We start from the raw sequence: 25,933 nt of genomic DNA on the forward strand, positions 1-25,933 counted from the left end.
GTCGTCGCCCGGACTGCGGATGGGAATGGAATACGGGCCGCTGCTCGTGTTCTTCGCGGTCAATTTCCTGTTTCCCGCGGCGCTCGCGATGCGATTGGTCGCATCGGGCACGAGCTTCCTGTCCGACCTCGACCGTGCGGGCGCGCTGGTCATCGCCAAGGTGATCGTCGCCACCACCGCCTTCGTCGTCGCGACGGTGATCGCGATGGTCGTGTCGAAGACGCGGCTCGGCCATATCTCGCCGATGCTGTGGATTTCCGGGGGGTTCGTCGTCGTGTTCGGCGGGCTGACCGTCTATTTCCACGATCCCCGGTTCATCCAGATGAAGCCCAGCTTCGTCTACGGCATGTTCGCCGCGGTGCTGGGGTTCGGGCTGCTGACCGGGCGACCGCTGCTGCAGGGGCTGCTCGGCACCGCCTATCCGGGGCTGACCGCCGACGGGTGGCGCAAGCTGACGCGCAACTGGGCGCTGTTCTTCCTCGCGATGGCGGCGCTCAACGAAGCGGTGTGGCGCAACACCAACTGGGATTTCTGGGTCGGGTTCAAGCTGTGGGGGGCGATCCCACTGACCCTGCTGTTCGCCTTCGCGAACATTCCGATGCTACTGCGCCACGGGTTGAGCGTGGGAGACGCCCCGGACGTACCGGTCGAGTAATGGGTAACCCCTCTCCCGCCTGGAGAGGGGATGGGGTGAGGAAGACGTATCCGCCGTCCTCACCCTTCCGCGTCCTGCGGACGCTCCCTTCCTCTCCCACAGGGAGAGGGATTTGTTATGCCGCGTCGAAACGCTTGCCGGCTTCGTCCCAGTTCACGACGTCCCACCACGCCTTCAGATAGCCGGGGCGGTCGTTCATGTAGGTCAGGTAATAGGCGTGTTCCCACACGTCGTTACCGAGGATCGGCGTGCCCGGCTCCTTGGCGTCGTCCATCAGGGGATTGTCCTGGTTCGGCGTCGAGGTGACCTTGAGCGCGCCGCCCGAATCCTTGATGACCCAGGCCCAGCCCGAGCCGAACTGGCCGGCGCCCTTGGTGTTGAAGTCGTCTTTCAGCTTGTCGAGGCCGCCATAGGCGTCGATCGCGTCCTTGAGCGCGCCCGACGGCTGGGTCGAACCCTTCGGCCCCATGATCTTCCAGAAGAAATCGTGGTTCCAGAAGCCGCCGCCATTGTTGCGGACCAGCGGCGGCAGCGTCGAGATCATGCCGAGGATGTCCTCGATCGACTTGCCTTCCAGCTTCGGATCGGCGGCGACGCCCTCGTTGAGCTTGGCGGTATAGGCGGCGTGATGCTTGTCGTGGTGGAAGGTCATCGTCTCCTTGGAGATGACCGGCTCCAGCGCGTCATAGGCGTACGGCAGCGGCGGAAGTTCGAATGCCATGGAAAAGGCTCCTTTCGAGAAGGTGGGACGATGTCGTCCCCGCGTTAACGCGAAACGCGGCCTAACGCTCCCACGCCGTTACGCAAGCGTCATGAGTTCCCGGCGTTGATGAGGTCGTGGCGGCGCAGCGCATGGCGGAGCTGGTCGTAGCTGAGCCCCAGCGCCTCCGCGGTCGAGCGCTGGTTGAAACGGTGTTCGGCAAGCGCCCGCGCCAGCAGCTCGCGTTCGAACCGGGCGACGCGCGACTTGAAATCCGACGGGCCGGCATCGCAGGCGACGACGGGATCGTCCTCGACCTGACGCGGCTCGGTGGGAGCAGACGCGGGCGCATCCGCCTTGGGACGGGCGGGACCGCCCCCTGCCCCGCCGGTCGGCCGGAACGGCGAGGCGAAGGGATCGATCTCAATCGAATCGACCGGGCCATCGCCCTCCCAGCGATAGACCGCGCGCTCGACGACGTTGCGCAATTCACGGACGTTGCCGGGCCAGCGGTGGGTGAGCAATTGGTCGACCGCGCGCGGACCGAAGCCGGGCCAGCGCTCCCAGCCGATCTCCGACGCCATCCGCCGCCCGAAATGGTCGGCGAGCACCGCGATATCGCCGGACCGCGCGCGCAAGGGGGGCAGCGTCACCACCTCGAACGACAGCCGGTCGAGCAGGTCGGCGCGAAATTCGTGGGCGTCGACCTTGTCGGGCAGATGCTCGTTGGTCGCCGCGACGATGCGGACGTCGACGCGCAGCGGCCGCGACGAGCCGATGCGGTTGATCTCGCCATATTCGACCGCGCGCAGCAGCCGGTCCTGCGCCGCCATCGACAGCGTGCCGAGTTCGTCGAGGAACAGCGTACCGCCGTCCGCCTCCTCGAACCGGCCGGCGCGCGATTTGGTCGCGCCGGTGAAGGCGCCGGCCTCATGCCCGAACAATTCCGCCTCGATCAGCGATTCGGGCAAAGCGGCGCAGTTCATCACGACTAGCGGCTGGTCCCAGCGCGGGGACAGGCGGTGGAGGCGCTCGGCGACCAGTTCCTTGCCGGTGCCGCGCTCGCCGATGACCAGCACCGGCCGGTCGAGCGCCGCCGCGCGGCTGGCGCGTTCCAGCGCATCCAGAAAGGCCCCCGACTGGCCGATAACCTGTGTCGTCCGCTGCATCGCCAACTTCTGGCGTAAAATACCAACGTTACGCAAGCGTTCATCCGTGGTTCATGCAAATAACACACCGGAAAACGGCGGATTTCCGCCATTCCTGCAATTGGCACGACCCATGCAACGCTACTGGCATACCGCCGCACGGTGGTGACAAGGTTCAGAATTCAGGAGGTTTCCATGTTCAATTCCGAGATCGGTCGCAAGTTCGCCGCCATCGTCTGCACGACCCTGTTCAGCGCGCTCTGCGTCGCTGGCGCGGTGGGTCCGGCGACCGGCGTGAACGACGCGACCGTCGTCAAGGCCGCCCGCCTCACGGCATAAGCGGCCCCAAACCGGGGCGGGCCGATTTCCCTCGCTCCGCCCCGGCCATGTTACCAGGAGCACAGATCACGATGGGCATTTTCTCCCGCACCCGCGATATCGTCGCCGCCAACTTCGCCGACCTGCTGGAAAAGGCCGAAGACCCGGCGAAGATGATCCGCATGATCATCCTCGAGATGGAGGAGACGCTGGTCGAGGTCCGCGCCAGTGCGGCGCGCACGATCGCCGACCAGAAGGAAATGCGCCGCCACATCAACAAGCTCGACCAGCTCCAGGCGAACTGGATGGAAAAGGCCGAACTGGCGCTGAGCAAGGACCGCGAGGACCTCGCCAAGGCCGCGCTCGGCGAGAAGCAGAAGGCGGCCGACATGGCCGAGCAGCTGATGATCGAGGTGAAGGTGCTCGACGATGCGCTGCGCGCGTCGGAAGAGGATATCGCCAAGCTCCAGAAGAAGCTGTCCGAGGCGCGCGCCAAGCAGTCGAACGTACAGACCCGGCTGGAAAGCGCGAACAACCGCTACCGCCTGCGCGAGATGTACGCCGGCCCGAAGACGCACGAGGCGTTCAGCCGCTTCGACATCCTCGAACGCCGCGTCGACGATGCCGAGGGCCGCGCCGAGGCGCTGGGACTGGGCGTGCCGAAGACGCTGGAAGAGGAGATCGCCGAGCTGCGGCAGGGCGACAAGGTCGACGCCGAACTCGCCGCGCTGAAGGCGCGTCTGGGCCGCGGCACCGGCGGGGAGGGTTGAGATGAACTTCGAAGGAGTCCTGGCGATCTTCCTCGCGCTGATCGGCCTGCCCTGGTTGATCTTCCACTATGTCACCAAGTGGAAGCAGGCGCCCAAGATCACCGACGAGGACGAGAAGCTGCTCGACGAGATGTTCAATCTCGCCCGCCGCCTCGAGGAACGCGTCAACACCGTCGAGCGGATCGTCGCCGCCGACAATCCCGACTTCAAGCCGAGCCTGAGCGCTCAGCCGACCACCTATCAGCTCGACCGGAGGAATTGAGATGGCCGCCCGCACCAAATTCTACCTCGACAAGCAGGATGCCAAGTGGATGGGCGTCTGCGCCGGCATCGCCGACTATACCGGCTTCGACATCACCCTCGTCCGGGTCGCGATGATCGTGCTGACGCTGGCGACGTCGGGCTGGGTCTTCGTCGCCTATCTCGCCGCCGGCTGGCTGGCGCCGAAGAAGCCGATCGGCCTGTACGAGACGCAGGAGGACGCGAAGTTCTGGCAGGGCATGCGCTCCAATCCGAAGCGCTCGACCGCCGAAGTCCGCAGCAAGTTCCGCGACATCGACCGCCGGCTCGCCGACATCGAGCTGCATTACACCAGCCGCAACAACCGGCTGGCCGAGGAAATCGACAGCCTGCGCTGAGCCGGGGAGGCTCGCGAGCGGCAAGAGGGAGAGATACGATGGATATGGGTTGGATGGTGCCGGTCGGTATCGTCGGAGCGGTGTCGGCGCGCCACGCCTTCACCACCTGGGTCAAGGCCAAGCATGGCTACCCGCTGGATGACGAGGGCCGCCGCAACCGCCGCCGCCACTGGCGCGGCATGACGCAGGATGGCGACGGGATCGAGGCGGAGCGCAAGATCATGCTGCTCACCAACGAAAACGACAAGCTGACCGGACAGGTCAGCCGCCTTGAGGAACGGATCGCCGTCCTCGAACGCATCGCCACCGATCCCGCCGAGCGCACCGCTCGCGAGATCGAAGCCCTTCGCGACCGGTAAGGACCAGAAAACCATGTCCTGGGATGGCTCCATCCTCATCGTCGCCCTCGTCCTCATCTCGACGGGTGGCTGGCTCATCAACAACTGGATCCGCGCCCGCCACGGCTATGCGCCGAGCGACGACTGGGGTCGGACGCTGAAGCGCGACCCCGAAGGCGAGCGCCGGATGCGGACGCTGAGCCAGGAGAACGACCGGCTGACCGGACAGGTCAGCCATCTGGAGGACCGGATCGCCGTCCTCGAACGCATCGCCACCGATCCTGCCGAGCGCACCGCCCGCCAGATCGAAACGCTCCGCGACCGCTAAGGAATACGCAGGATGGGACCCGACCACTTCTTTTCCATGATCGCAGGCGCGCTGATAACGCTCGCGATCCAATGGTATGCCCGCCGCAAGGTGCGGCAGGCGACCACCGCCCCCGACCTTGCCGCGCGGCACGACATCGAGCTGCTCGATGCCGAGAACGCCCGCCGGGTCGGCCAGATCGACCGGCTGCAGGAACGGCTCGCCACGATCGAGAGCATCGTCACCGATCGGTCGCACCGGCTGGACCGCGAGATCGAACAGCTTCGCGTCCGCTGACCGCCCCCTTTTCGAAAGCCACGCTCATGTCCCCCCTCATCATTCCGGTTCTGGCCCTGCTGATCCCGATCGTCGCGATCATCGGCGGGATCGTCGTCAAGCCCTGGTTCGCGCTCCAGCAGCGACGGATGGAGATCGAGGCGACCAAGGTCGCCGAGAAGGCGGCGCAATATGCCGCGCAGACCGAGCGGCTGGAGGAGCGCGTGCGCGTGCTCGAACGCATCGTCACCGATCGCGGCGCCGACCTGGCGCAGGAAATCGACGCCCTGCGCGACACCACCCACGACGGGCGCACCACCGCGCCGTCGCGGCTTCCCATCAACTGACCCCTGCCGGAAGGAGGCAGACCATGTTCGATCCCAACGTCTATCTGACCGTATCGTTGTCGTCGCTGGCCGGGCTGGCGATGGTCACCACCGCAGGCCTGTCGGGCTGGCGCGGCTGGCTGGCGCTGAAGCACCAGCAGCTCGACCAGACCGCCGATCCGTTGCCCAACGTCGGCTCGGCCGGATCGCGGATCGAGATCGCCGACCTCAAGGAGCGGATCAAGAAGCTGGAAGCGATCGCGGCGGGCGTCGACCTCTGACACAGGCGGGCAACCCGATGCGGTTGCCCCCGCCCCGCCCCGGCTGTACCGCGCGGGGCATGACCAGCATCGCCGACGTCCACGACGAATACGACTTCCTCGAACCCGACGATCGCTATCGCCTGCTGATCGAGCTGGGCCGCGCGCTGGAACCGATGCCCGACGCGCTGAAGACCGAGGCGACGCTGGTGCGGGGGTGTTCGGCGTCGGTGTGGGTCTATCCGACCCGCCGCGACGACGGCACGCTCCACTTCCTCGCCGACAGCAATGCGGCGATCACCAAGGGGATCATCGCACTGGTGCTGCTGACCGTGCAGGACTGCGCACCGGTCGCGATCGCGGCGACGGACATCGAGGGCGCGCTGGCGCCGTTCGATCTCGGCAAGCAACTCAGTTCGAACCGGACGCAGGGCATCCCCAATATGATCGCGCTGATCCGCGAGACGGCGGCGCGCTACGTTTAGGGCCGGTCGGCGGCGGGGCCGTGATCGTTTCCCGTGATCTTATGGCGTCAATTCTCACGCGGGCGGGCGTACAGGCACGCCAAGGTCGCAAGTGGAGCCGCAACGGTAGCGTCTATGGATGCCCGCCTGCGCGGGGATGACGGACTTACTTAGCCGCGCTGGCGATAGCGGATGCGGCCCTTCAGCGCGGGTCGTCCATCACGACAGGCGCGCGTTCCAGTCGGGCGGCGAGCTCGACGATATCGGCCTCGCGCGGCACGACCAGCCATTCGCCGGGGCGGCGGCCGTCGACCAGTGCGACCCCGTCGCGCGGGCAGATGCCGAGGCAGCGCGTCTCGACCACGCCGAGCGTCGCCTTGCGGCCCTTCTTCAGCCCGAGGATCTTGCGCAGCAGCTTGGCAAGCGGGGTGCGGCCCTTCTTGCCGAACCCGCCGTCGAGCTTCTTCGAGCATTTGCCGCAGACCAGCACCGCACCCTGCCAGTCGCTGCGGACCCGCTTCAGCTGGGGCGCCACTCGCGGCGCTCCTCGGCGGATCGCAGCACCTCATAGGCGGCCTGCACGGTCTGGAAGCGCACCGCGGCATCGGCGTCGCCGGGGCGCACGTCGGGATGGTTTTCCTTGGCCATGCGCCGCCATGCCGTCTTCACCGCATCGAAATCGGCGTCGCTTTCCAGCCCCAGCGCCTCCAGCGCACGCATCTCGTCGCGCGAACGGCTGCCGTCGCCCGATCCGCCCCAGGCATAATGGCTGGCATTGGCATAGCCCTTGGCGGTGCTGCTTTCCGACGCCTCGCGCTGCGCCGCCTCTTCCGCCGACAGGCCCTCGAAATAATTCCAGCCGCGATTGTATTCGGCGGCATGGGTTTCGCAGAAATACCAGCGATCGGGGCTGTTCGGCGATTTGGGCGCGGGGCAATTGCCCGGCGCATCGCAGCCGTGGCGGTCGCACAACCGCACCGTGGTCGCGTCGCGGCTGGAGCCATAGCCTCGCCAGCGGGGGAAACCCCAGTCGTTCGAACGGATCGTGCTGCGCGCCATCGCCGCTCACATAAGCGTTGAACGGCGGCGTGCAACGTCCATCGCGCAGGCGGAAAAACGTCAGAGGGTCTGTAAGCCGGGTTCTGTCCACTCCCGAAGGAGATGGGCGACCATTCCTCTAGGACGACGCTTGCGCGCCGCCTCAAGCAACCAACCCGGGCGACGAGCTGGAACGAAGCCCATGTGCCGCCCCTATTCGGTCTTGCTCCCGGTGGGGTTTGCCGTGCCGCCCCTGTTGCCAGGCGCGCGGTGCGCTCTTACCGCACCCTTTCACCGTGACCGGTCCGAAGACCGGCCGTCTGCTCTCTGTGGCACTGTCCCTGGGGTCGCCCCCGCCGGGCGTTACCCGGCACCGTCGTTCCGCGGAGCCCGGACTTTCCTCGCGCGCTCGAAAGCACCCGCGGCCGCCCGACCCTCTGACAGGGGCGCCCTAGCGCGGGAATGGGCGCCGGGGAAGCCGTAGCCTCGATTTTAGCCGTCGCCCTGCGGCTTGGGGAGCAGCAGCGCGAGCAGGATCATCCGGCATTCGGCATCGATCTCGCCATCGATCAGTTCGGGGCGGAAGCGACGCTGGAACGCCATGATCGCCGCCATCGTGTCGGTGACGTCATAGCCGAAGCGTTCGAGCGCGAGCAGGAAGCCGCCCTGCGTCCACATCGGGTCCATCAGGTTGCGCGTCGGCCGCGGCAGCGCGAGCCGCAGTTTCGCCAACCGCGCCCAGGGGAAGAGTTCGCCCGGATCGCGTTTGCGCGTCGGCGCGATGTCGGAATGGCCGACGACGTTGCCGCGGGTGATGCCGTGGCGTTCCTTGATCGCCGCGACCAGCGGCACGAGCGCATCGACCTGTTCGTCGGTGAACGGGCGATAGCCCCATTCGTGGCCGGGATTGACGATCTCGATCCCGACGCTCGCCGAATTGACGTCGGTGACCCCGCGCCAATGCGAGCGGCCGGCGTGCCAGGCGCGCTTGTCCTCGGCGACCAGCCGGCAGACGGTGCCGTCCTCCTCGACCAGATAATGGGCGGAGACCTTCGCCTCCGGATCGCGCAGCCGTGCGAGGGCGGACGGGCCGTCCTGCATGCCGGTATAATGCAGCACGATCATGCTGATCGGCAGCGTCCGCTCGTCGAAGTTCGGCGAGGGCGTGTCGAGGATGGTCATGCCTTATCCTAGCCGAGCCGCGCGCCCGGCGTAAGGGGCGTCAGGCGGCGGCGCGGCGCGCGGAACCGGTCGGCCCGACGCGTTCGTACAGGCCGCGCAGGCGGCGGCTCGGCTCGAAGGCGCGGGTCTGGCCGATCACCGTCTCGCCGGCGCCCAGCACCAGCGTACCGCCCGGCCGGATCACGTCGGCGAAGCGGGCGAACACGTCCGCCTTGGTCGCAGTGGACAGGTAGAGCAGCACGTTGCGGCACAGGACGACGTCGAACTTACCCGAGGGCGGACGGTCGGCGACGAGATTGTTGCGGCGGACCGTCACCAGCCGGGTGAGGTCCGGCCGGGCGACCCAGTCGCTGCCGTCCGCCTCGAACCAGCGCATCATGCGGCGGATCGGCAAACCGCGCTGAATCTCGAACTGCGTGTAGCGACCGGCCTTCGCGCGGGCGACCGCGGCGTCCGACACGTCGGTGGCGACGATTTCCGGCAAGGGTTTTCCGGCGTCGGCGCGTTCGGCGAACAGCATCGCGAGCGACAGCGGTTCCTGCCCCGTCGAGCAGCCCGCGCACCAGATGCGGGCGCGGCGTCCCTCGGCCTCCGCCGCGGCGACCGCCTCGACCACCATGTCGAAGATCGGGGCGTCGCGGAAGAAGGAGGTTTCCTGATTGACGAGCGCGTCGACGATCTGGTCGCCGATCTTCTGGTCCTGCCCGTCGAGCAACATGGTGATGAGCTGGTCGAGCGTCTGCAGATTGTGGTCGCGGAGCAGCGGCTTCAGCGCGGTATCGATCCGCCACGACCGATAGCTGGTGATCTGCTGCCCGGTGCGCGCCTCGAGCAGCGCGCTGAACACGCTGAGCGCGACCTGCGAGACCGGTGGCGACAGCGGCTGCTGCGCGGCGGTCACGGTCGCTGCCTCGCGGCGGCAAGGCGACCGATCGCGGCTGGCGACAGGATCGCATCGGCGCAGCCCGTCTCCGCCACCGCGCCCGGCATGCCCCAGACCACCGAACTTGCCTGATCCTGCACCACCACGCATCCCCCCGCCCGATGGACGTATCCCGCGCCATCCGCGCCATCGCGGCCCATGCCGCTCAAGACGATCGCGAGCATCCGCGACCCGAACACGCTCGCCAACGAGGCGAACATCGGATCGACCGACGGCATGCAGCCGCTGGCGCTCGGATCGCCGCTCAGCCGGATCGCCGCGCCCCCGTCGGGCAAGGCGACGCAGCGCATGTGCGCATCGCCCGGCGCGACGACGATCCGCCCGGGGCGCAGCCGCGTATGATCGGCCGCGACGTCGCACGGGCGGCTGGCGATCACCGCGAGCTGTGCCGCGAAATAGGGCATGAACGATGCCGGCAGATGCTGGGTGACGAGGATCGGCAAGCGGAATTCGGACGGGATCGCGCGTAAAAGCTGGCTGAGCGCGTGGATGCCGCCGGTCGAGGCGCCGATCGCGACGACGTCGAACTCTTCGCCGACGACGACCGGTCGCGACGGCGCCACGGTGGGCGCGCGCGAGACGGTGGTCGCGACGGATGCACGCGGCACCGCCGGGTCGGCGAGCCGGACGAGCTTGTCGACCAGCGCCGCACCGAAGCCGCCCAGCCGTTCGCCGCTGGCAGGCTTGAACAGCGTATCGGCCGCACCGAGCGCGAGTGCCTGCACCGTGGTGGTCGCGCCCTCGCTCGCCTGGCCGGAGACGATCAGCACCCTCGCCCCCTGCCCCGCCGCGATCAGGTCGGGCAGCGCGGTGATGCCATCGATACCGGGCATCTCGACGTCGAGCAGGATGAACTGGACGCGGTTATGCGCCAGAAACGCCAGCGCGCCGGTCGCCGTGCTGACGCTGGCCGCCACCACGAACCGGTCGGTCGCCCCGACGATCCGTTCCATCACCGCGCGCGCCACCGCCGAATCATCGACGATCAGAACGCGCGCTGATCCGGTTTCGGGGGCGGAAAGCGTGTGCGCGGCAAGGGCCATCGCCGGACCTCCCGCGTCAGGCCATGCCGACGATCTGAAGCTTCGATTCCAGCGTGTCGCGATCGAACGGCTTCATCACATATTCGTCCGCCCCGGCCTCGATCGCCGCACGGATATAGGCCATGCCGTTTTCGGTCGTGCAGAACACCACCTTCGGCCGCGACGCGATCGTCGAGTCGCGTAGCGCGCGCAGGAAATCCATCCCGCTCATCACCGGCATGTTCCAGTCGAGCAGGATCACGTCGGGCGCCGACGCCATGCACGCGTCCAGCGCCTCGCGCCCGTCGCACGCCTCCGTCACCGTAAAATCCAGCGTTTCCAGGATGTGACGGGCGACCTTTCGGATCACTTTCGAATCGTCGACGACGAGGCAGGTCTTCATGGATAGGCCTTTTTACGAGCGGAGATCGCCGGAAGGGGACTATGGCAGCGAAGCGTAAGCGTCGCGTTAAGCCGCGAGCGGCTGGGGCGATGCGCCCGCCGTCACCACCGTCTGCGGCACCAGCGCGGCGAGATCGACGACCAGCAGCGGCTCGCCGTCGCGCTCGACCAGGCCGACGCCGACCGAAGCCCAGCCGCGGTCGAGCGCGAGGCCCGACGACAGCGGCTGCCGTTCGAACGTCGCGACATCCTCCAGCGCATCGACCAGAATGGCATAGGGGTGGCCGTCGACGCGGGTGATGACGGCGCGCCGGGCGCCCTCGGGCGTGGGGTCGAGGCCCAGTGCGGTGCCGGTGTCGATCACGGTCACGACGCGGCTGCGCAGTGCGACGAGGCCGCGGATCGCCGCCTCGGCGCGCGGCACCGCGACGATCTGCGCGATATCGACCACCGAATCGACCTGACCGGTTTCGATCGCGACGCCGCGGCCGGCGATTTGCGCGATGAGGAACAATTCCATCTCAGCGCCCCCCCACGGCGCACGCCAGCGCTTCGAGCAGTGCGGCGCGATCGTAACGGTAGATGCTGGCGCCGCCCGCCGGATCGACCGGATCGCGGCGCAGGCGCACGACGTGGCGCGCGATGCCCGGGGTGACCGCGGCGGCGTCCATCGTCAGCACGACGTCCGCCAGCGCATCGCGCGGCGGCTGGGTGACGCAGCGATAGCCGGACGCCTCCAGCATTGGCCGCAGGAAGGTTTCCATCCAGCCGCTGCCGTCCGTGTGCAACCAGCACAGCCGGTCGCGCGCCTGCGGTTGCAGTTCGGCGGCAAAGAGGGCGTGTGCGTCGAGCAATTCGACCTGTTCCCCGTCGATGATGACGACGCCCGCGATCGGGCCGGGGCCGCGCGGCGGTGCAATCTCGGCGGGCAGCTGGACGATCTCGATCGGTTCGTCGATCGCATAGGCGATCTCGATGCTCCCGTCGGTCAGGCGCAGCACCGGCACTTCGGTGCGATCGCCGATCGGCGCGGCGGAATGGAGCGGCACCAGCGCGCCGCCGATCGCGAGCCGCCACTGGCCCGCGGTCAGGCGGATGGCGTCGGTCGACACCGGCTCAACCCGGTCGATCGCGGCGAGCGGCAAGGCGCGGCGCTGGCCGTCGAGATCCTCGAAGAGCAGCGCGGGGATCGCCTCGACGCGATCCTCGGCCACGCCCTCGTCCTCGACCGCGATGATGCGGTTGAAGCGCAGACCGGCGATCGCGGCGATCCCCGATCCGTCGAGCAGCAGCATCGGCAGCCCGGAATCGGGCAGGGTCTGGCCGGCATAGACGCCGGTCGCCATCACCGACGGGGCGGCGGGCTTTACGACCAGTTCCTCGGTATCGATGACGTCGTCGATCGCCAGCGCATATTCGCCATGGCGGGTCGAGATGATCGCGAGCGTCCGGCTCGCCTCGTCGGGCGCGCCGATGCCGAGCAGCCGGCCGAGCGACACGAGCGGCAGCCGCCGGCCGCGCACCGTCGCCACCTCCGCATCGCCGATCGTGTCGATCCGCACCGATTCGCCGCGCACGCGCAGGATCTCGTCGACCGACTGGCGCGCGATCGCGAAGCGCTGGTCGCCAACGCCGACGACGATCGTCGACATGATCGACAGCGTCAGCGGCACGTAGATGACGATCGTCAGCCCGCGCCCCGGCTGGTTCGACAGGTGTATCCGGCCGCCGATATGCTCGATGTTCGCCCGCACGACGTCCATACCGACCCCGCGGCCGGAGATGGCGGTCACGGTGTCGCGGCTCGACAGGCCGGGGTGGAAGATCAGGTCGAGCCGCGCGGTCGCGTCCATCGCGGCGAGGTCGGCCTCCGGCACCAGTTTCTGCTGGCGCGCCTTGGTCACCAGCCGCTCGACGTCGATGCCGCGGCCGTCGTCGGCGATCTCGATCAGGATCTGGTTGCCCGACTGGCGGGCGGAGACGATCAGCCGGCCCGCCTCGCGCTTGCCCGCCGCCTTGCGGTCCGCCGGCGCCTCGATCCCGTGGTCGACGGCGTTGCGGATGATGTGGACGAGCGGATCGCGCATCAGCTCGATCATCTCGCGGTCGAGTTCGACGTCCGACCCGTCGATGCTGAGCGCGACCTGCTTGCCGAGTTCGCCGGCGGTGTCGCGGACCATGCGCGGCAGGGCGGAGAACAGCGCGTCGATCTTTTGCATGCGCGTGCGGGTGACGGTGTCGCGCATTTCCGCGACGGTCAGCGACAGCCGCTCCAGCGCCGCCTCGACCAGCGGATCGACCGCCTCGTCGCGCAGGCGGCGGGCGAGTTCGTTGCGCGCCAGCACCATCTCGGACATGCCGCTCATCATCCGGTCGAGCAGATCGACGTTGAGGCGCACCGAGCGGCTGCTGGCCCGCGGCACATTGGCGGCATGCGCCGGCGCGGCGGGCCGCGCATCCTCCGCGAGCGCGGCGATCAGCAGGTCTTCGCTCGAATCGTCGAGCCCCGCGCCCGAATCGATCGCCTCGACGATCTCGCCGATGCGGTCGACGATCGCCAGGACGGCGTTGACGAGCGCGGTGTCGGGAACGCGCTTGCCGTCGCGGACCGCGGCGAGCACGTCCTCGGCGGCATGGCTGAGCCGCGCGAGCCGCGGCAGGTCGAGGAATCCGCAGCTGCCCTTCACCGTGTGGACGAAGCGGAAGATCGCATCGAGACGCGCGCGATCGGTGGGATCGGCTTCCCACGCGACGATCTCCCCCGAAAGCGCTTCCAGCGTTTCGCGGGTCTCGGCGATAAATTCCTGCAGCAGGTCGTCCATGGGTCCCCGGATGTTGCCGGGCGGTCATGACGGAGGAGGAGTTAAGGCCCCGTTTACTGGGGAGGGGGATTACTGGGGAGGTCGACCCGGGGCGGGCGATCGCGCACCGCCGGTCACCAGCTTTCGCCATGTCGATGTGAAAGCTGGTGACCCCTACGGGAATCGAACCCGTGCTTCAGCCGTGAAAGGGCCGCGTCCTAACCGCTAGACGAAGGGGCCAGCGGGGGTGCTGCTAGAAGAGGGTCGGCGATCGGTCAAGGGGGCTGTTCATCAATTTGCCCATGCCGCATCCTCGAGATGCAGTTCGGCGGCGGGGCGGCTGCCCCAGTCGTCGATCTTCGCACGGCCCGCGAGCCACAGCCGGCGGTGCGGCGCGGCGCCGAGCAAGGCCTGACCCAGCGCGGTGTCGGCGGCGCGGAAGGCTACCGCCTTGAAACTGCGGCCGTCGTCGCCCGCGACGACCGCGCGGACATGGCCGTTGCCGACGACATCGGCCTTGATGATCCGCACCGGCCCGGCGGCGATCCGCGGCGCCGGCCAGCCCATGCCATACGGCCCGCCGACGTCGAGCGATTCGACCAGCAGCGGATTGACCCCGCCGGGTGCGAGCACCGCATCGACCAGCAGCGCGCGTTCGCCCATGGCGCGATCGATGCCGGCGGCGAGCCGTTCCTCGAGGAAGTCGGCGAAGGCGGCGATCCGGTCGGCGGCGATCGTCAGGCCCGCGGCCATCGCATGGCCGCCGCCGGCGACGAGCAGGCCCTGTTCGCGCGCGGCGAGCACCGCTGCGCCGAGGTCGACGCCCGCGATCGAGCGGCCCGACCCCTTGCCGAGCCCGTCCTCGCCGATCGCGATGACGATCGCGGGGCGGCCGAGCTTTTCCTTGAGACGCCCGGCGACGATGCCGATCACGCCCGGGTGCCACCCCTCCCCCGCCACCACAGCGACGCGGCGGTCGGCGGCGATCATCGTGTCGGCGGCGAGTTGCACCTCCATCTCGATCGCGCGGCGTTCCTCGTTGAGGCGGTCGAGTTCCTCGGCGATGGTCTGCGCCTCGTCGGGGTCGCGCGTGGTGAGCAGCCGGACGCCGAGGTCGGCGCGCCCGACGCGGCCGCCGGCGTTGATCCGCGGCCCGAGCGAGAAGCCGAGGTCGCTGCACGTCGGCGCACGGGTGAGGCGCGAGGCGGCGACCAGCGCGGTGAGGCCGATGTTGCGGCCTTGCGCCATCACCTTCAGCCCCTGCGCGACGAAGGCACGGTTGAGCCCGCGCAGCTGCGCGACGTCGGCGACGGTGCCGAGCGCGACGATATCGAGATGATCGATCAGCCGCGGTTCGGCGCGATCGGCGAAGAAGCCGCGGGTGCGCAGCGTACGGATGAGTGCGGCGGCGAGCAGGAAACAGACGCCGACCGCGGCGAGATGGCCGTGCGCGGCGCCCTCGTCCTCGTCGAGGCGGTTGGGGTTCACCAGCGCATGCGCGAGCGGCAGCGCGGCGGCACATTTGTGATGGTCGACGACGAGGACGTCGACGGGGTGCGCATGGGCGGTCGCCAGCGCCTCGAACGCCTGCGCGCCGCAATCGACGGTGACGATCAGCGAGGCGCCCTCGCGCGCCAGCCGGACCAGCGCGTCGCCGGACGGGCCGTACCCCTCCAGCAGGCGATCGGGGATGTAGGGCCGCGCCTCGACGCCGAGATCGCGCAGCACGAGGATGAGCAGCGCCGCCGAGGTCGCGCCATCGACGTCATAGTCGCCGAACACCGCGATGCTCTCCCGCGCCTGCACCGCATCGGCGAGCCGTTCGGCGGCGCGGTCCATGTCGCGGAAGATCGAGGGGTCGGGCATGAAGGCGCGGATCGAGGGGTTGCGATGCTGGTCGAGCGCTTCGCGTGGTGCCCCGCGGGCGAGCAGCAGCTGCGTCACGAGATCGTCGGTGCCGAACCCGTCGCGCCCGTCGGCGGCGAGGCTGCGCCATTGCCAGGGCTGGCCGAGAATCGATTCCGTTACGCCGAGGACGGGGGTCATGGATGCTGGGGTTTCCGGTGTGCGCGCGGGGCTGGCGCCAGGCGGTCGATACGCCACGTGCGCGGCCGCGGCAAACCCAGCCTTCGACAGCGGCGCGTCCGCCACCTATATGCGGGGCAATGGCCGATTCCTTTGACCTGGGCGAAGTGCCGCAACCCGCGGTGCCGACGCCGCCTGCCTCTGGCCCCTATCGCGTGCTCGCGCGCAAATACCGTCCGCAGACCTTTTCCGAGTTGATCGGGCAGGATGCGATGGTCACGACGCTGGGCAATGCGATCAAGCGCGACCGGCTGGCGCATGCGTTTCTGATGACCGGCGTGCGCGGGGTCGGCAAGACGTCGACCGCGCGGCTGATCGCCAAGGCGCTCAACTGCGTCGGCCCGGACGGCAGCGGCGGCCCGACGATCGATCCGTGCGGGGTGTGCGAGCCCTGCCGCGCGATCGCCGAGGGGCGCCATATCGACGTGATCGAGATGGACGCCGCGAGTCACACCGGCGTCGACGACGTGCGCGAGATCATCGACGCGGCGCGCTATGCCGCGGTGTCGGCGCGCTACAAGATCTACATCGTGGACGAGGTCCACATGCTGTCCAAGAACGCCTTCAACGCGCTGTTGAAGACGCTGGAGGAGCCGCCCGCGCACGTGAAGTTCCTGTTCGCCACGACCGAGGTGAACAAGGTGCCGATCACCGTGCTGTCGCGCTGCCAGCGGTTCGACCTGCGCCGTATTTCTGCCGAACAGCTTGCCGCCCATTTCGCCTTCGTCTGCAGGGAGGAAGGCGTCGAGGCCGAGCCGGAGGCGCTGATGCTGATCGCGCGGGCGGCGGAAGGATCGGCGCGCGACGGCCTGTCGATCCTCGACCAGGGCATCGCGCATGCCGGGCTGGAGGGCGGCGGCGTCACCGCCGCGGCGGTGCGGCAGATGCTCGGCCTGTCCGATCGCGGCGCGGTGCGCGACCTGCTCGGGCTGGTGCTCGCGGGCGACGCGGCGGCCAGTCTCGCCAGCCTGCGCCGGCAATATGATTATGGCGTCGATCCGCAATCGGTGCTGCGCGCGATGCTGGAGACGGTGCACGGCATCACCCTCGCCAAGGTCGGCACCGCCGAGGATCCGGCGCAGCCCGTCGAGGAGCGCAATGCGCGCGCCGAATGGGCCGCGAAGCTGTCCTTCCCCGCGCTGCACCGCCTGTGGCAATTGTTCCTGAAGGGGCATGACGAGGTCGCCAAGGCGGCGTTGCCGATCGAGGCGGCGGAAATGGCGTTGCTGCGCGCCATCCACGCCTCGACCCTGCCCGATCCAGGCGACCTCGCGCGGCAGATCGCGAGCGGCAGGATTGCAGCGGCACCTGCGGCCGTGGCAACACCCGCTCCGCCGGCCGCGCCGGTCGCGGCCGAGCGGCAGGGCCCGCCCGCCGATTTCGCCGGGCTGGTCGAACTGCTGGAGGATAACGGCCATCACGCGGTCGCGGCGCAGCTGAGCAACGGCGCGCGCGTCGTCCGCTATGCCGCGCCCGAGCTGATCCTGAGCGGATCGCGGCCGATGTCGGCAGATACGCTGCGCGACGTCGCCGACGCGCTGAAGAAGACGACCGGCCATGTGTGGAAGATCGCCTTGGAGGATGCGCCCGGCGCGCCTACCTTGCGCGAGCAGGCCAAGGCCGATGAAGAGGCGACGCGCCAGGCGATCCTCGACACGCCGCTGGTGAAGGCGGCGTTCGCGGCCTTCCCGGAAGCGGAATTGGAAGCCTGGCCCGGCAAACGGAGTATCGCATGAAGAACCTCGATGAAATCCTCGCGATGGCGCAGAACGTCCAGAGCGAGTTACAGAAGGCACAGGACCAGCTCGACACGATCGAGGTCGAGGGCGTCTCTGGCGGCGGCCTCGTCAAGGTGAAGGCGAGCGCCAAGGGGCGGATCATCAATATCGCGATCGACGATTCGCTGATCGAATTGTCCGAGAAGCAGATGCTCGAAGACCTGCTGGCGGCGGCGTTCAACGACGCACGGACGAAGGCGGATGCGGTGTCGGGCGCCGAAATGTCGAAGATGACCAGCGGCCTGCCGCTGCCGCCGGGCTTCAAGCTGCCGTTCTGACGTCTTCCCTCTCCCCACCGGGGAGAGGGACATTCCCGGCTCTACTTCAGACAGCTGTCCAGTCCGGCGCGGCGCACCGTGCCGACGTAGCGGGCGAGCGTGTTGCCGTGGCGCCGGACGAAGCCGCGCGGATCGATCGCCGCGCGCTTCTTCGGCAGCGGCAGCACCGCGGCGATGCGGCCCGCCTCGGTCGGCGACAGCCGGGACGCGTCATGTCCGAAATAGCGCAGCGCCGCGGCATCCGCGCCATAGGTGCCGATCCCCGTCTCGGCGACGTTGAGATAGACCTCCATGATCCGGCGCTTGCTCCACAGCGTCTCGATCAGGACGGTGAAATAGGCCTCGAACGCCTTGCGGACATAGCCGCCGCCCTGGAACAGGAAGGCGTTCTTTGCGGTCTGCTGGCTGATCGTCGAGCCGCCGCGGATACGCCCGCCCTGCGCGTTGCGATAGGCGGCACCGGCGATCGCGCGGAAATCGAAGCCATGGTGTTCGCAGAAACGCGAATCCTCGCCGGCGATGGCGGCGCGTGCCATGTCGGGATCCATCCGGGACAGCGGCATCCATTGCTTGGTGACGCTGCGTCCGGCGAGCAGGTCGCCCGCCATCGTCCAGGTGAAGGGCACCGGCACGAAGCGGTAGATGCCGACCCACAGCACGCTGACGCCGACGAAGACGAGGCCGGCCTTGAACAAAATGCGGAGGATGGAGATCATCGCCGCTTCTTACGGGGCGGGCGCGGTCGCCAGCAAGCCCAGGATGGCATCGGCGGCATCGACGCCGGTCCGGTAGGCGCCATGCGCGGTCGAGAAGTCGTGGCGCGAACAGGCCTCGCCCGCGAAGAACAGCCGGTCGTCCACCGGCGCCGCCAGCACGGCGCGGGCGGGGGCATGACCGACGCGGGCGTGGCTGTAGCTGCCGTGGATATGCGGGGCGGCGCGCCAGTGCGTCGCGGTCAGGGGTGTGAGCCGCGATCGCCATGACGATCCGAGCAGAGCCACCAGTTCCTCCCGCGCGAAGTCGGTCGCCGCGGCAGCGTCCGGCATCGCCTCGGCACAGGCGCCGCCGAAGAAGCTTTCGACGATCGGCAGACCGAAGGGCGACAGGCGGTGGCTGGCGGTACAGGTGCTGTGCGGCGCGCCGATGAGATGGGCATTGGCCGGCCATTCGGGCGCGTCGACCGCGAAGAACACCTTGTCGGCGAGGCCGAGCGGCAACGCGGCGGCGGCATCCTGCTTGGCGGGAAGCGGCGGGTCGAAGCGGAGCGTGGCATAGGCGGTCGTCGGAATGGCGAGCACGACGCGGTCGGCCTCGATGTCGCCCGCCGGGGTATCGAGGCGGATCGTGCGGCCGCCGTGATCGATGCGGGTGACGGGCGTGCCGAGGCGCACGGGCACGCCCGCGGCGTGCTGGACGACCAGCGTGCCGTACCCGGCGGGAAGCGCCCAATTGTCCTCCGTCGCAGCATCCTCATAGGCGGCCCAGTCCTGCAGCGACACGCGATCGAGCGATGCGCCATTGGCATAGCCGGAGATGGCATCGATCATCGGACGCCAGGGGTCGTCCGGCGCGACGAACGTCGAGAGCGGCCGGTCGGAGCCGTCGAGCGCGGCGTGGGCGGCGGCCTCGAAGCGGTCATAGGCCTGACGAAAAGCCTGCTGCGCGTCGGGCGGGTAGCCGAGATCGCGCCATTGCTCGCCCCAATTGGGGGAGGAGCGATCGATCGCGAGGCCATAGCGCTCGGCGAGCGTGGTCCAGGGATTGCGCCCAGCCGAATGAAGCCAGCCGCAGCCGAGGTCGATGGTGGGAGTAGAAGCCGGTCCCGACGCCGTCGCCGGCGCACCATGGTCGAGGATCAGGCTGTGCGCCCTGCCCCCCAGCCGGTCGCCCGCCTCGACCAGCAACACCTCCGTGCCCGCATCGTGCAGGCGACGGGCGGCAGCGATGCCGGCCGCGCCGCCGCCGATGACGACGGTGCGGCCCATGTCAGGCGGCGGCGAGCAGGCGCTTTTCGCCGGCGATGCGCATCATCGCCTTTTGCAGCTTTTCGAATGCGCGCACCTCGATCTGGCGGACGCGTTCGCGGCTGACGCCATAGACCTGGCTCAATTCCTCGAGCGTCTTGGGATCGTCCGTCAGGCGGCGTTCGGTGAGGATGTGCTTCTCGCGATCGTTGAGGTCATCCATCGCCGACACCAGCATGCCGTGGCGGACGTCCGCTTCCTGCGCCTCGGCGACGACGCTGTCCTGCAGCGGTGCGTCGTCCTGCAGCCAGTCCTGCCACTGCCCCTCGCCATCCTCGCGCATCGAGACGTTGAGCGACGTGTCGCCGCCCATCGCCATACGGCGATTCATCGAGACGACGTCGCTCTCGGCGACGCCCAGATCGGTGGCGATCTTGGTGATATGCTCTGGCTTGAGGTCGCCGTCCTCGAACGCGTCGAGCTTCGACTTCATCCGCCGCAGGTTGAAGAACAGCTTCTTCTGCGCCGCGGTGGTGCCCATCTTCACGAGGCTCCACGAGCGCAGGATATATTCCTGGATCGAGGCGCGGATCCACCACATCGCATAAGTGGCGAGGCGGAAGCCGCGGTCCGGCTCGAATTTCTTGACGCCCTGCATCAGGCCGATGTTGCCCTCGCTGATGAGTTCGGACGTCGGCAGGCCGTAGCCGCGATAGCCCATCGCGATCTTCGCCACGAGCCGCAAGTGCGAGGTGACGAGCTGCGCCGCCGCATCGGTGTCGCCATGCTCCTGAAAGCGCTTGGCGAGCATGAATTCCTGCTCGGGCGCGAGAATGGGGAATTTCTTGATCTCGGACAGGTAGCGGTTGAGGCTCTGCTCCCCGCCGAGGGCAGGAATCGTCGCGGGGACGTTGCTGCGTGCTGCCATGATCTGATCTCCCTTATTTTGCGGAGGCATTCATCCCGCACTGCGGCGACGAACGGCTCTAACCTATACGTGAAGCTCGGTGAACAGTTCCTGCATGTCAGCAGGCATATCGCTATCGAACGCCAAAGCGGTGCTTTTCACCGGATGGATGAACCCGAGGTGCGCGGCATGCAATGCCTGCCGACGGAAACCGAGGGTTTCCAGCAATGCTTTTTGAGCACCCTTTGTTCTACCATAGACCGGGTCACCCAGCAAGGCGTGGCCGATCGAGGCCATGTGCACGCGCACCTGATGCGTGCGCCCCGTCTCCAGCCGGCATTCGACCAGCGCCGCATCGCGCAGCCGTTCCATCGTGCGGAAATGCGTCACCGCGCGCTTACCGCCCTGGACGATCGCGATCTTCTTGCGATTGGTCGCCGAGCGGGCGAGCGGGGCGTCGACCTTGCCCTCCGCCGGGCGGGGCAGGCCGCCGACGATGGCACGATAGCGGCGGTCGATGCCGTGGTCGTGGAACTGGCGGGCGAGCCCCTCATGCGCGCGGTCGGTCTTTGCGGCGACCATCAGGCCCGACGTGTCCTTATCGATGCGATGGACGATGCCCGGCCGGGCGACACCGCCGATCCCCGACAGGCTGCCCTGGCAATGGTGGAGCAACGCGTTGACGAGCGTTCCGTCGAGATTGCCCGCGGCGGGATGGACGACGAGCCCGGCGGGCTTGTCGATCACGATGAGGTGTTCATCCTCATAGGCGACGACGAGCGGGATATCCTGCGCTTCGTTGTGCGGCAGGGTCGGGATCGGCACCGCGACCGACAGCCGGTCGCCCGCCGCGGCGCGCTTGGCGGGGTCGCGCACCATCGTGCCGTCGCGGGTGACCGCGCCGCTGGCGATCAGCACCTTCAGCCGCTCGCGCGACAGCGTCGGCACCGCATCGGCGAGCGCACGATCCAGCCGCCAGCCGTCGGCCGTGGTGGCGATCGTCGCCTCTATGATGGAAACCCCCCGGTCCATGGATTAGGGATGTGGGCATGGCGGTGACGATTGCAAGCGAGCTTGTCCGGCAAATCCTGACGGAGGCCGCGGCGTCCCCGCGGGTGGAGATCTGCGGGCTGCTGTTCGGCGATGCGCAGGCGATCACCGCCGCCCTGCCCTGCCGCAACGTCGCCGCCGATCCGGCACGCTGGTTCGAGATCGACCCCGCCGCGCTGGTGGCGGCGCATCGCGCGGCGCGGACCGGCGGACCGAGGATCGTCGGCCATTATCATTCGCACCCGACCGGCGTGGCGGTGCCGTCGCCGCGCGATGCGGAGAGTGCGATGGCGGACGGCGCCTTGTGGCTGATCGCGGCGGGCGGCGTGGTGCGCGGGTGGCGTGCGGTCGCGGACGGCCCGGTCGAGGGACGGTTCGAGCGCGTCGTCCTCGATACGCGTCCCGACGGCTGATCTGCGCGCGGCTTGCCAGCGCGACTCGGGTCGGCCACAGATCGCGCAAGTGTTCAGGGGATACCAATGTCCGTCAGCCCGGTCGATTTCGCGAGTTTGCTGTGTTCGCGGCTGTGCCACGATTTGTTGTCGCCGGTCGGCGCGCTCAACAACGGGCTGGAACTGCTCGGCGACGAGAACGACCCGGAGATGCGCGCGCGGGTGTTCCAGCTGCTCAGCGAGAGTGCGCGCGCGTCCGCAAACAAGCTCAAGTTCTTCCGGCTGGCGTTCGGCGCGGGCGGCGGCTTCGCCGAGCGGATCGACAGTCGCGAGGCGAAGACCGCGATCGAGGGGCTGCTGGTCGACAACAAGCGGACGACGTTCAACTGGTGGGTCGAGGGCGAGGCGCTGCCGAAGACCGCGATGAAGGTGATGCTGAACCTGACGCTGATCGCCAGCGAGGCGCTGGTCCGCGGCGGCACGCTGGACGTCGGCGGCGAGGAGAATAACGGCCAGCTGGAAATCGTGGTCAAGATCGAGGGGCCGCGGATCATCCTCGACCCCGAATTGCGCGAGACGCTGACCGACGGCGAACGCGCAAGCGGCGTCACCCCGCGGGCGGCGGCGGCCTATCTGGTGCATACGTTGGTCGCGCAGGCGGGTGGCGCGGTGCAGGTCAGCGAGCCGGCGGACAACGTCATGATCCTGGGGGCGGTGTTCAACGCGGGATAAATCCGTCACCCGTCATTGCGAGCGCAGCCGAGCAATCCAGACTCCCGTATGACGCCCTGCATTGCTTCGCTGCGCTCGCATTGACGAGCGGTGGGGGCAAGGTCGGCCGGGCTAATCGCTCAGCATCGCTTCAAGCGCCGGCGTCAGATATTCGCGCGTTTCGCCATCGACCAGCGTGACGATCCGGCCGGAAATGCGGTGCGTCGTCGCCAGTGCCAGCCCCTGTTCTACCCCCAGCACGGTCAGCGCGGTCGCCCAGGCGTCCGCGGTCAGCGCGTCGGCGTGGATGACGCTCGCGGACACGATGCCGTTGGCCACGGGATGGCCGGTGCGCGGATCGATCGTGTGGGCGCCGTGCCGGTAGTCGCCGGAGGTGGCGACCGCGAGGCCGTGCAAGGCGATCCGCAGCGGCGCGAGGGTGCTGCCGGGCGGCACCTCGAGATCGACCCACCACGGTTCGCCGTCGGGGCGCAGGCCGCGGCCGACGAGTTCGCCGCCGATCTCGACCAGCGCATGGACAACGCCGCGCCGCGCGAGCAGGTCCGCCACGGCGTCGACCGCAAACCCCTTGGCGATGCCTGACAAATCGAGCGACAGCCCGCCGGGCTGGCGCAGGCGACGGTCGCCGGGGCTATAGGTCAGGCGCTGCCAGCCGGCGGCGGCGCACGCGGTCGCCACTTCGGCATCGGTGGGCGGCGCGTCGACCGGATGCGGGCCGAAGCCCCATCGGTCGACCAGCCGGCCGATCGTCGGATCGAACGCGCCCCCGGTCGCCGCGGCGATCGCCAGCCCACGCGCGACGACATGCGCGAAATCGGGTGGCAGCGTCGCCCATTCCCCTGCGCCCGCATGGTTGAAGCGCGACAGCAGCGAGGTCGGCGACCAGTGGCTCATCTCGCCGACGATGCCGTCGAGGCGCGCGACGATCGCGGCCTCGACCACGGCCACCGGCATGCCGGCGGGAAGGACGGCGCGCACGCTCCAGCGCGTCCCCATCGTCTCCCCGCCGAGATCGACGACCGCCGCGGCCGGATCGTGCGCCGCGACCGCCGCCGGGTCGATGACCGCGGGCAAGGCGATCCGCATCGCGGGCGGGCTCAGGGGGTCAGCACTTCCAGCGTGGTGACGTAGGTCATCCGGCGTTCGGTCGCGCGCGGAACGGTCGTCTTCGTATCGGTTGCGGTGGCGTTGAGCCAGTACATGCCGGCGGTCGGCCAGGTCACCGTGAGCAGTCCGTCCGCTCCGGTGGTCAGGTTCATCGCACCTTCGTCGTTGCGATAGCGCTTGCCCCCGGGAATGACGGTGACCTTGAGGCCGGGCGCGGACTTGCCGTCGATCAGGAAGCGGAACTGCGCCGCCTCGCCCGCGACGAGTTCGTCGGGGTGGGTAACGGGGGCAAATTCCAGCCCCTTGCCGGTCGGTTTGAGCACCGTCGTGGTCGGCGCCCCGGCGGTCAGGAACACCTCGTTACGCGACGACATCTCGGTGAGCTTCACGTCGGTAGCGTTGGCCGGGATGTCGGCGACGGTCAGTGACGCGGGCTGGCCGGGGCGCGGCGGGCCGCCACGGCCACCGACGCGCTTTTCGACGCCGTCCGCCTTGAAGCTGCCCATGACGGCGGACATCTGCGTCGCCACCTTCCACGTGCCGGGCTTGTCGAGTTCGACGTCGAACACCGAGCGATAGCGGCCGGTCGCGCCGTTCTGGAGCTTGCCCTCGCTGCCGTCGGGCTGCCACACCTTGACCCCGTCGAGGCGCAGCGGCTGGTGGTCGAAGAAGAACAGGTCGTTCGACACCGCGGCGTCGATCGTCGCCCAGCTGTCGGTGCCGGAAAAGACGGTGCCGGACGGCAGCATCCACATCCGGTGGGCGGAGAGCATCGCCGGGGCCGCGACCAGGGCGGCGGCGGCCAGAAGGCGGATCGGCAGGCGGTTGGCATAGGGCTTCATCGGGCGGTCCTTCAGCGGGCGGAGAGCGTGATGGCGCCGAGCTCGGTCTTGCCGGCGGCACGCGCATTCGGGTTGGGCACGGTCAGCGGCAGCGTGACGAGTTCGCGGCCGCCGGTTTCCCGCGCCGCCTCGACGTTGAGGACATATTGGCCGGGCTTGAGATTGTCGGGCAGGCGGACGGTATATTGCCCCGGCGCGCGGGTGGCGCCGCTGACGCCGTCGGCGGGGACGGTCATCGACCGGCCGCCCTTGCGCCACCAGGCGCGCAGGTCGGCGAGATATTTGGTGCCGGCGTCCTTGCCGGTCTTCTTCGTCTCATACCAGAGCGCGACGGTGCGCGGCGCGCCGCCGCCGACCGGCTCCACCCACATCGCGACATAGGGGCGGTGATATTCGGCGACATCCTGTTTGGGGATGGTGACGGTGACGGTGGCGGCACTCGCCGGGGCGGCGATGACGCCCCCGATCAGCGCGAAGGTCGATGGACGCATATTTCCCCCTTAATGGATAAAGACGAGGATCAGGACGATCGGGATGACGACGCCGGCCGCGACGATCGGCCAGGTGGTCGGGCGGTGGCGGGCGTGGAGCTGGAGCAGCAGCAGCCCGGTCAGCGTAAACAGGATGCAGGCGCCGGCGAAGATATCGAGGAACCAGCTCCACGCGCCGCCGGCATTGCGGCCCTTGTGGAGGTCATTGAGATAGGCGATCCAGCCGCGGCTGGTGGTTTCCGAGGTGATCGCGCCGCTGGTGCGGTCGATGCTGACCCAGGCGTCGCCGCCGGGCCGGGGCAGCGCGACATAGACGTCGGCGTCGGACCATTCGCCGGGATGGCCGGCGGGATCGAGGCCGACCGCGCGGGTCACTGCGGCGGCGACGGGCGCGGGCAACGGTGCATCGGCGGCGACTGGCGCCCTTAGCGCACGCAGCAGCGGCGTCGGCAGCGTGCCGGCCTTGTCGGTGACGACCGGGGTCGCGCCGATCGAGGCGGCGTGGTTGAGCGTGATGCCGGTCGCGGCAAACAGCAACATGCCGACCAGCGAGATCGCCGCGCTCATCCAGTGCCACGTATGCAATTGCTTAAGCCACCAGCCGCGCCATTTGCTCTTGCGCTTGCGGACGACGGGTCTGGGGGCGGATTCGGCTTGGCTCACCCGCCTCGACTAGCCGCGGCGGGGCAACAGTTCAACTCTCTTGCGAATGATTATCA

Annotated in this window: 34 protein-coding genes, 1 tRNA gene and 1 other RNA gene; 15 read left to right on the forward strand and 21 right to left on the reverse strand. The window is 68.8% G+C overall.

What is annotated here, in order from left to right; genetic code table 11:
- Nucleotides 1-19 precede the first annotated feature (19 nt).
- Complete coding sequence (locus AC1RTO_RS11030; protein WP_493161201.1) at nt 20-655, forward strand: inner membrane-spanning protein YciB; 636 nt, start codon at nt 20-22, stop codon at nt 653-655.
- 115 nt (nt 656-770) lie between these two features.
- On the opposite strand, the gene AC1RTO_RS11035 is transcribed toward AC1RTO_RS11030, so the two are convergent.
- Nucleotides 771-1,376: a superoxide dismutase gene (locus tag AC1RTO_RS11035; RefSeq protein ID WP_493160912.1), complete on the reverse strand. Its 606-nt coding sequence runs from the start codon at nt 1,374-1,376 to the stop codon at nt 771-773.
- Between the two features lie 89 nt (nt 1,377-1,465).
- Nucleotides 1,466-2,524 carry a phage shock protein operon transcriptional activator gene (gene pspF, locus AC1RTO_RS11040; protein ID WP_493160913.1) on the reverse strand — a complete coding sequence of 353 codons (1,059 nt, stop codon included), beginning with the start codon at nt 2,522-2,524 and terminating at the stop codon, nt 1,466-1,468.
- A gap of 174 nt (nt 2,525-2,698) precedes the next feature.
- Here pspF and AC1RTO_RS11045 point away from each other — a divergent pair, with 174 nt between their 5' ends.
- The 10 genes from AC1RTO_RS11045 (at nt 2,699) to AC1RTO_RS11090 (ending at nt 6,221) form a co-directional block, all read left to right on the forward strand.
- Nucleotides 2,699-2,842 carry a hypothetical protein gene (locus AC1RTO_RS11045; RefSeq protein ID WP_493160914.1) on the forward strand — a complete coding sequence of 48 codons (144 nt, stop codon included), beginning with the start codon at nt 2,699-2,701 and terminating at the stop codon, nt 2,840-2,842.
- Nucleotides 2,843-2,913: 71 nt separating this feature from the next.
- Complete coding sequence (pspA, locus tag AC1RTO_RS11050) at nt 2,914-3,591, forward strand: phage shock protein PspA (RefSeq protein ID WP_293872722.1); 678 nt, start codon at nt 2,914-2,916, stop codon at nt 3,589-3,591.
- A gap of 1 nt (nt 3,592) precedes the next feature.
- Nucleotides 3,593-3,853 carry an envelope stress response membrane protein PspB gene (pspB, locus tag AC1RTO_RS11055; RefSeq protein ID WP_293872721.1) on the forward strand — a complete coding sequence of 87 codons (261 nt, stop codon included), beginning with the start codon at nt 3,593-3,595 and terminating at the stop codon, nt 3,851-3,853.
- Nucleotide 3,854: 1 nt separating this feature from the next.
- Nucleotides 3,855-4,229 carry an envelope stress response membrane protein PspC gene (gene pspC / locus AC1RTO_RS11060; protein ID WP_493160915.1) on the forward strand — a complete coding sequence of 125 codons (375 nt, stop codon included), beginning with the start codon at nt 3,855-3,857 and terminating at the stop codon, nt 4,227-4,229.
- A 44-nt stretch (nt 4,230-4,273) separates the two neighbouring features.
- Complete coding sequence (locus tag AC1RTO_RS11065) at nt 4,274-4,588, forward strand: hypothetical protein (RefSeq protein WP_493161202.1); 315 nt, start codon at nt 4,274-4,276, stop codon at nt 4,586-4,588.
- A gap of 13 nt (nt 4,589-4,601) precedes the next feature.
- Nucleotides 4,602-4,895, forward strand: a complete 294-nt coding sequence (locus AC1RTO_RS11070) for a hypothetical protein (RefSeq protein ID WP_493160916.1) — start codon at nt 4,602-4,604, stop codon at nt 4,893-4,895.
- 12 nt (nt 4,896-4,907) lie between these two features.
- Complete coding sequence (locus AC1RTO_RS11075) at nt 4,908-5,171, forward strand: hypothetical protein (protein ID WP_493160917.1); 264 nt, start codon at nt 4,908-4,910, stop codon at nt 5,169-5,171.
- A gap of 26 nt (nt 5,172-5,197) precedes the next feature.
- Nucleotides 5,198-5,497 (forward strand): hypothetical protein, encoded by a 300-nt coding sequence (locus AC1RTO_RS11080; RefSeq protein WP_493160918.1) that lies wholly within the window; start codon nt 5,198-5,200, stop codon nt 5,495-5,497.
- A 23-nt stretch (nt 5,498-5,520) separates the two neighbouring features.
- Nucleotides 5,521-5,757, forward strand: coding sequence for a hypothetical protein (locus AC1RTO_RS11085; RefSeq protein WP_493160919.1), 237 nt, complete (start codon nt 5,521-5,523; stop codon nt 5,755-5,757).
- Nucleotides 5,758-5,816: 59 nt separating this feature from the next.
- Entirely contained in the window at nt 5,817-6,221 is a 405-nt protein-coding gene (locus AC1RTO_RS11090; RefSeq protein ID WP_493160920.1) for a SufE family protein, read from the forward strand.
- Nucleotides 6,222-6,402: 181 nt separating this feature from the next.
- Here the strand turns inward: AC1RTO_RS11090 and AC1RTO_RS11095 are convergent, their stop codons facing one another.
- The 11 genes from AC1RTO_RS11095 to recJ form a co-directional block, all read right to left on the reverse strand.
- Nucleotides 6,403-6,735: a (2Fe-2S) ferredoxin domain-containing protein gene (locus AC1RTO_RS11095; RefSeq protein ID WP_493160921.1), complete on the reverse strand. Its 333-nt coding sequence runs from the start codon at nt 6,733-6,735 to the stop codon at nt 6,403-6,405.
- On the reverse strand, nt 6,720-7,259 hold the full coding sequence (locus tag AC1RTO_RS11100) for a J domain-containing protein (protein ID WP_493160922.1): 540 nt from the start codon (nt 7,257-7,259) through the stop codon (nt 6,720-6,722). Before AC1RTO_RS11100 ends, AC1RTO_RS11095 begins: the two co-directional genes overlap by 16 nt.
- A gap of 56 nt (nt 7,260-7,315) precedes the next feature.
- An RNA gene (rnpB, locus tag AC1RTO_RS11105) (RNase P RNA component class A) lies at nt 7,316-7,679 on the reverse strand.
- A 51-nt stretch (nt 7,680-7,730) separates the two neighbouring features.
- Nucleotides 7,731-8,420: an N-acetylmuramoyl-L-alanine amidase gene (locus AC1RTO_RS11110; RefSeq protein ID WP_493160923.1), complete on the reverse strand. Its 690-nt coding sequence runs from the start codon at nt 8,418-8,420 to the stop codon at nt 7,731-7,733.
- A gap of 40 nt (nt 8,421-8,460) precedes the next feature.
- A complete protein-coding gene (locus AC1RTO_RS11115; protein WP_493160924.1) occupies nt 8,461-9,321 on the reverse strand; it encodes a CheR family methyltransferase in 861 nt (286 codons plus the stop codon).
- Nucleotides 9,318-10,406, reverse strand: coding sequence for a chemotaxis protein CheB (locus AC1RTO_RS11120; RefSeq protein WP_493160925.1), 1,089 nt, complete (start codon nt 10,404-10,406; stop codon nt 9,318-9,320). Before AC1RTO_RS11120 ends, AC1RTO_RS11115 begins: the two co-directional genes overlap by 4 nt.
- Nucleotides 10,407-10,422: 16 nt before the next feature.
- Nucleotides 10,423-10,788, reverse strand: coding sequence for a response regulator (locus tag AC1RTO_RS11125; RefSeq protein WP_293872709.1), 366 nt, complete (start codon nt 10,786-10,788; stop codon nt 10,423-10,425).
- 66 nt (nt 10,789-10,854) lie between these two features.
- Nucleotides 10,855-11,307 carry a chemotaxis protein CheW gene (locus AC1RTO_RS11130; protein WP_493160926.1) on the reverse strand — a complete coding sequence of 151 codons (453 nt, stop codon included), beginning with the start codon at nt 11,305-11,307 and terminating at the stop codon, nt 10,855-10,857.
- 1 nt (nt 11,308) lies between these two features.
- On the reverse strand, nt 11,309-13,609 hold the full coding sequence (locus AC1RTO_RS11135) for a chemotaxis protein CheA (protein ID WP_493160927.1): 2,301 nt from the start codon (nt 13,607-13,609) through the stop codon (nt 11,309-11,311).
- A 144-nt stretch (nt 13,610-13,753) separates the two neighbouring features.
- Nucleotides 13,754-13,828: transfer RNA gene (locus AC1RTO_RS11140), tRNA-Glu, on the reverse strand.
- A 51-nt stretch (nt 13,829-13,879) separates the two neighbouring features.
- On the reverse strand, nt 13,880-15,634 hold the full coding sequence (gene recJ / locus AC1RTO_RS11145; protein WP_493160928.1) for a single-stranded-DNA-specific exonuclease RecJ: 1,755 nt from the start codon (nt 15,632-15,634) through the stop codon (nt 13,880-13,882).
- 119 nt (nt 15,635-15,753) lie between these two features.
- Here recJ and AC1RTO_RS11150 point away from each other — a divergent pair, with 119 nt between their 5' ends.
- The gene (locus tag AC1RTO_RS11150) at nt 15,754-17,409 is read left to right on the forward strand and encodes a DNA polymerase III subunit gamma/tau (RefSeq protein ID WP_493160929.1); all 1,656 of its coding nucleotides are present in this window, start codon (nt 15,754-15,756) and stop codon (nt 17,407-17,409) included.
- Nucleotides 17,406-17,729 carry a YbaB/EbfC family nucleoid-associated protein gene (locus AC1RTO_RS11155; RefSeq protein WP_293872704.1) on the forward strand — a complete coding sequence of 108 codons (324 nt, stop codon included), beginning with the start codon at nt 17,406-17,408 and terminating at the stop codon, nt 17,727-17,729. Before AC1RTO_RS11150 ends, AC1RTO_RS11155 begins: the two co-directional genes overlap by 4 nt.
- 41 nt (nt 17,730-17,770) lie before the next feature.
- Here AC1RTO_RS11155 and mtgA read toward each other — a convergent pair whose 3' ends face one another.
- From mtgA to AC1RTO_RS11175, 4 genes are all read right to left on the reverse strand, one after another.
- Nucleotides 17,771-18,445 (reverse strand): monofunctional biosynthetic peptidoglycan transglycosylase, encoded by a 675-nt coding sequence (gene mtgA / locus AC1RTO_RS11160; RefSeq protein ID WP_493160930.1) that lies wholly within the window; start codon nt 18,443-18,445, stop codon nt 17,771-17,773.
- Between the two features lie 9 nt (nt 18,446-18,454).
- The gene (locus AC1RTO_RS11165; RefSeq protein ID WP_493160931.1) at nt 18,455-19,714 is read right to left on the reverse strand and encodes a flavin monoamine oxidase family protein; all 1,260 of its coding nucleotides are present in this window, start codon (nt 19,712-19,714) and stop codon (nt 18,455-18,457) included.
- A 1-nt stretch (nt 19,715) separates the two neighbouring features.
- A complete protein-coding gene (rpoH, locus tag AC1RTO_RS11170) occupies nt 19,716-20,621 on the reverse strand; it encodes an RNA polymerase sigma factor RpoH (RefSeq protein WP_254288446.1) in 906 nt (301 codons plus the stop codon).
- A 63-nt stretch (nt 20,622-20,684) separates the two neighbouring features.
- On the reverse strand, nt 20,685-21,632 hold the full coding sequence (locus tag AC1RTO_RS11175) for an RluA family pseudouridine synthase (protein WP_493160932.1): 948 nt from the start codon (nt 21,630-21,632) through the stop codon (nt 20,685-20,687).
- 17 nt (nt 21,633-21,649) lie between these two features.
- On the opposite strand from AC1RTO_RS11175, the gene AC1RTO_RS11180 reads away from it, so the two are divergent.
- Together AC1RTO_RS11180 and AC1RTO_RS11185 are read left to right on the forward strand one after the other, a co-directional pair.
- Nucleotides 21,650-22,063 carry a M67 family metallopeptidase gene (locus AC1RTO_RS11180; RefSeq protein WP_493160933.1) on the forward strand — a complete coding sequence of 138 codons (414 nt, stop codon included), beginning with the start codon at nt 21,650-21,652 and terminating at the stop codon, nt 22,061-22,063.
- 66 nt (nt 22,064-22,129) lie between these two features.
- Nucleotides 22,130-22,774, forward strand: coding sequence for a histidine phosphotransferase family protein (locus tag AC1RTO_RS11185; RefSeq protein ID WP_493160934.1), 645 nt, complete (start codon nt 22,130-22,132; stop codon nt 22,772-22,774).
- A gap of 111 nt (nt 22,775-22,885) precedes the next feature.
- Here AC1RTO_RS11185 and AC1RTO_RS11190 read toward each other — a convergent pair whose 3' ends face one another.
- Genes AC1RTO_RS11190 through AC1RTO_RS11205 form a run of 4 tightly spaced genes read right to left on the reverse strand, consistent with a single transcriptional unit; the run spans nt 22,886 to nt 25,877 of the window.
- A complete protein-coding gene (locus tag AC1RTO_RS11190) occupies nt 22,886-23,860 on the reverse strand; it encodes an FAD:protein FMN transferase (RefSeq protein ID WP_493160935.1) in 975 nt (324 codons plus the stop codon).
- Between the two features lie 11 nt (nt 23,861-23,871).
- Nucleotides 23,872-24,723, reverse strand: coding sequence for a DUF4198 domain-containing protein (locus AC1RTO_RS11195; RefSeq protein ID WP_493160936.1), 852 nt, complete (start codon nt 24,721-24,723; stop codon nt 23,872-23,874).
- Nucleotides 24,724-24,734: 11 nt separating this feature from the next.
- Nucleotides 24,735-25,214: a DUF2271 domain-containing protein gene (locus tag AC1RTO_RS11200; protein WP_293872695.1), complete on the reverse strand. Its 480-nt coding sequence runs from the start codon at nt 25,212-25,214 to the stop codon at nt 24,735-24,737.
- A gap of 9 nt (nt 25,215-25,223) precedes the next feature.
- Nucleotides 25,224-25,877, reverse strand: coding sequence for a PepSY-associated TM helix domain-containing protein (locus tag AC1RTO_RS11205; RefSeq protein ID WP_493160937.1), 654 nt, complete (start codon nt 25,875-25,877; stop codon nt 25,224-25,226).
- Nucleotides 25,878-25,933 lie beyond the last annotated feature (56 nt).

Source organism: Sphingomonas sp. GW821-FHT10F09, assembly GCF_058809195.1.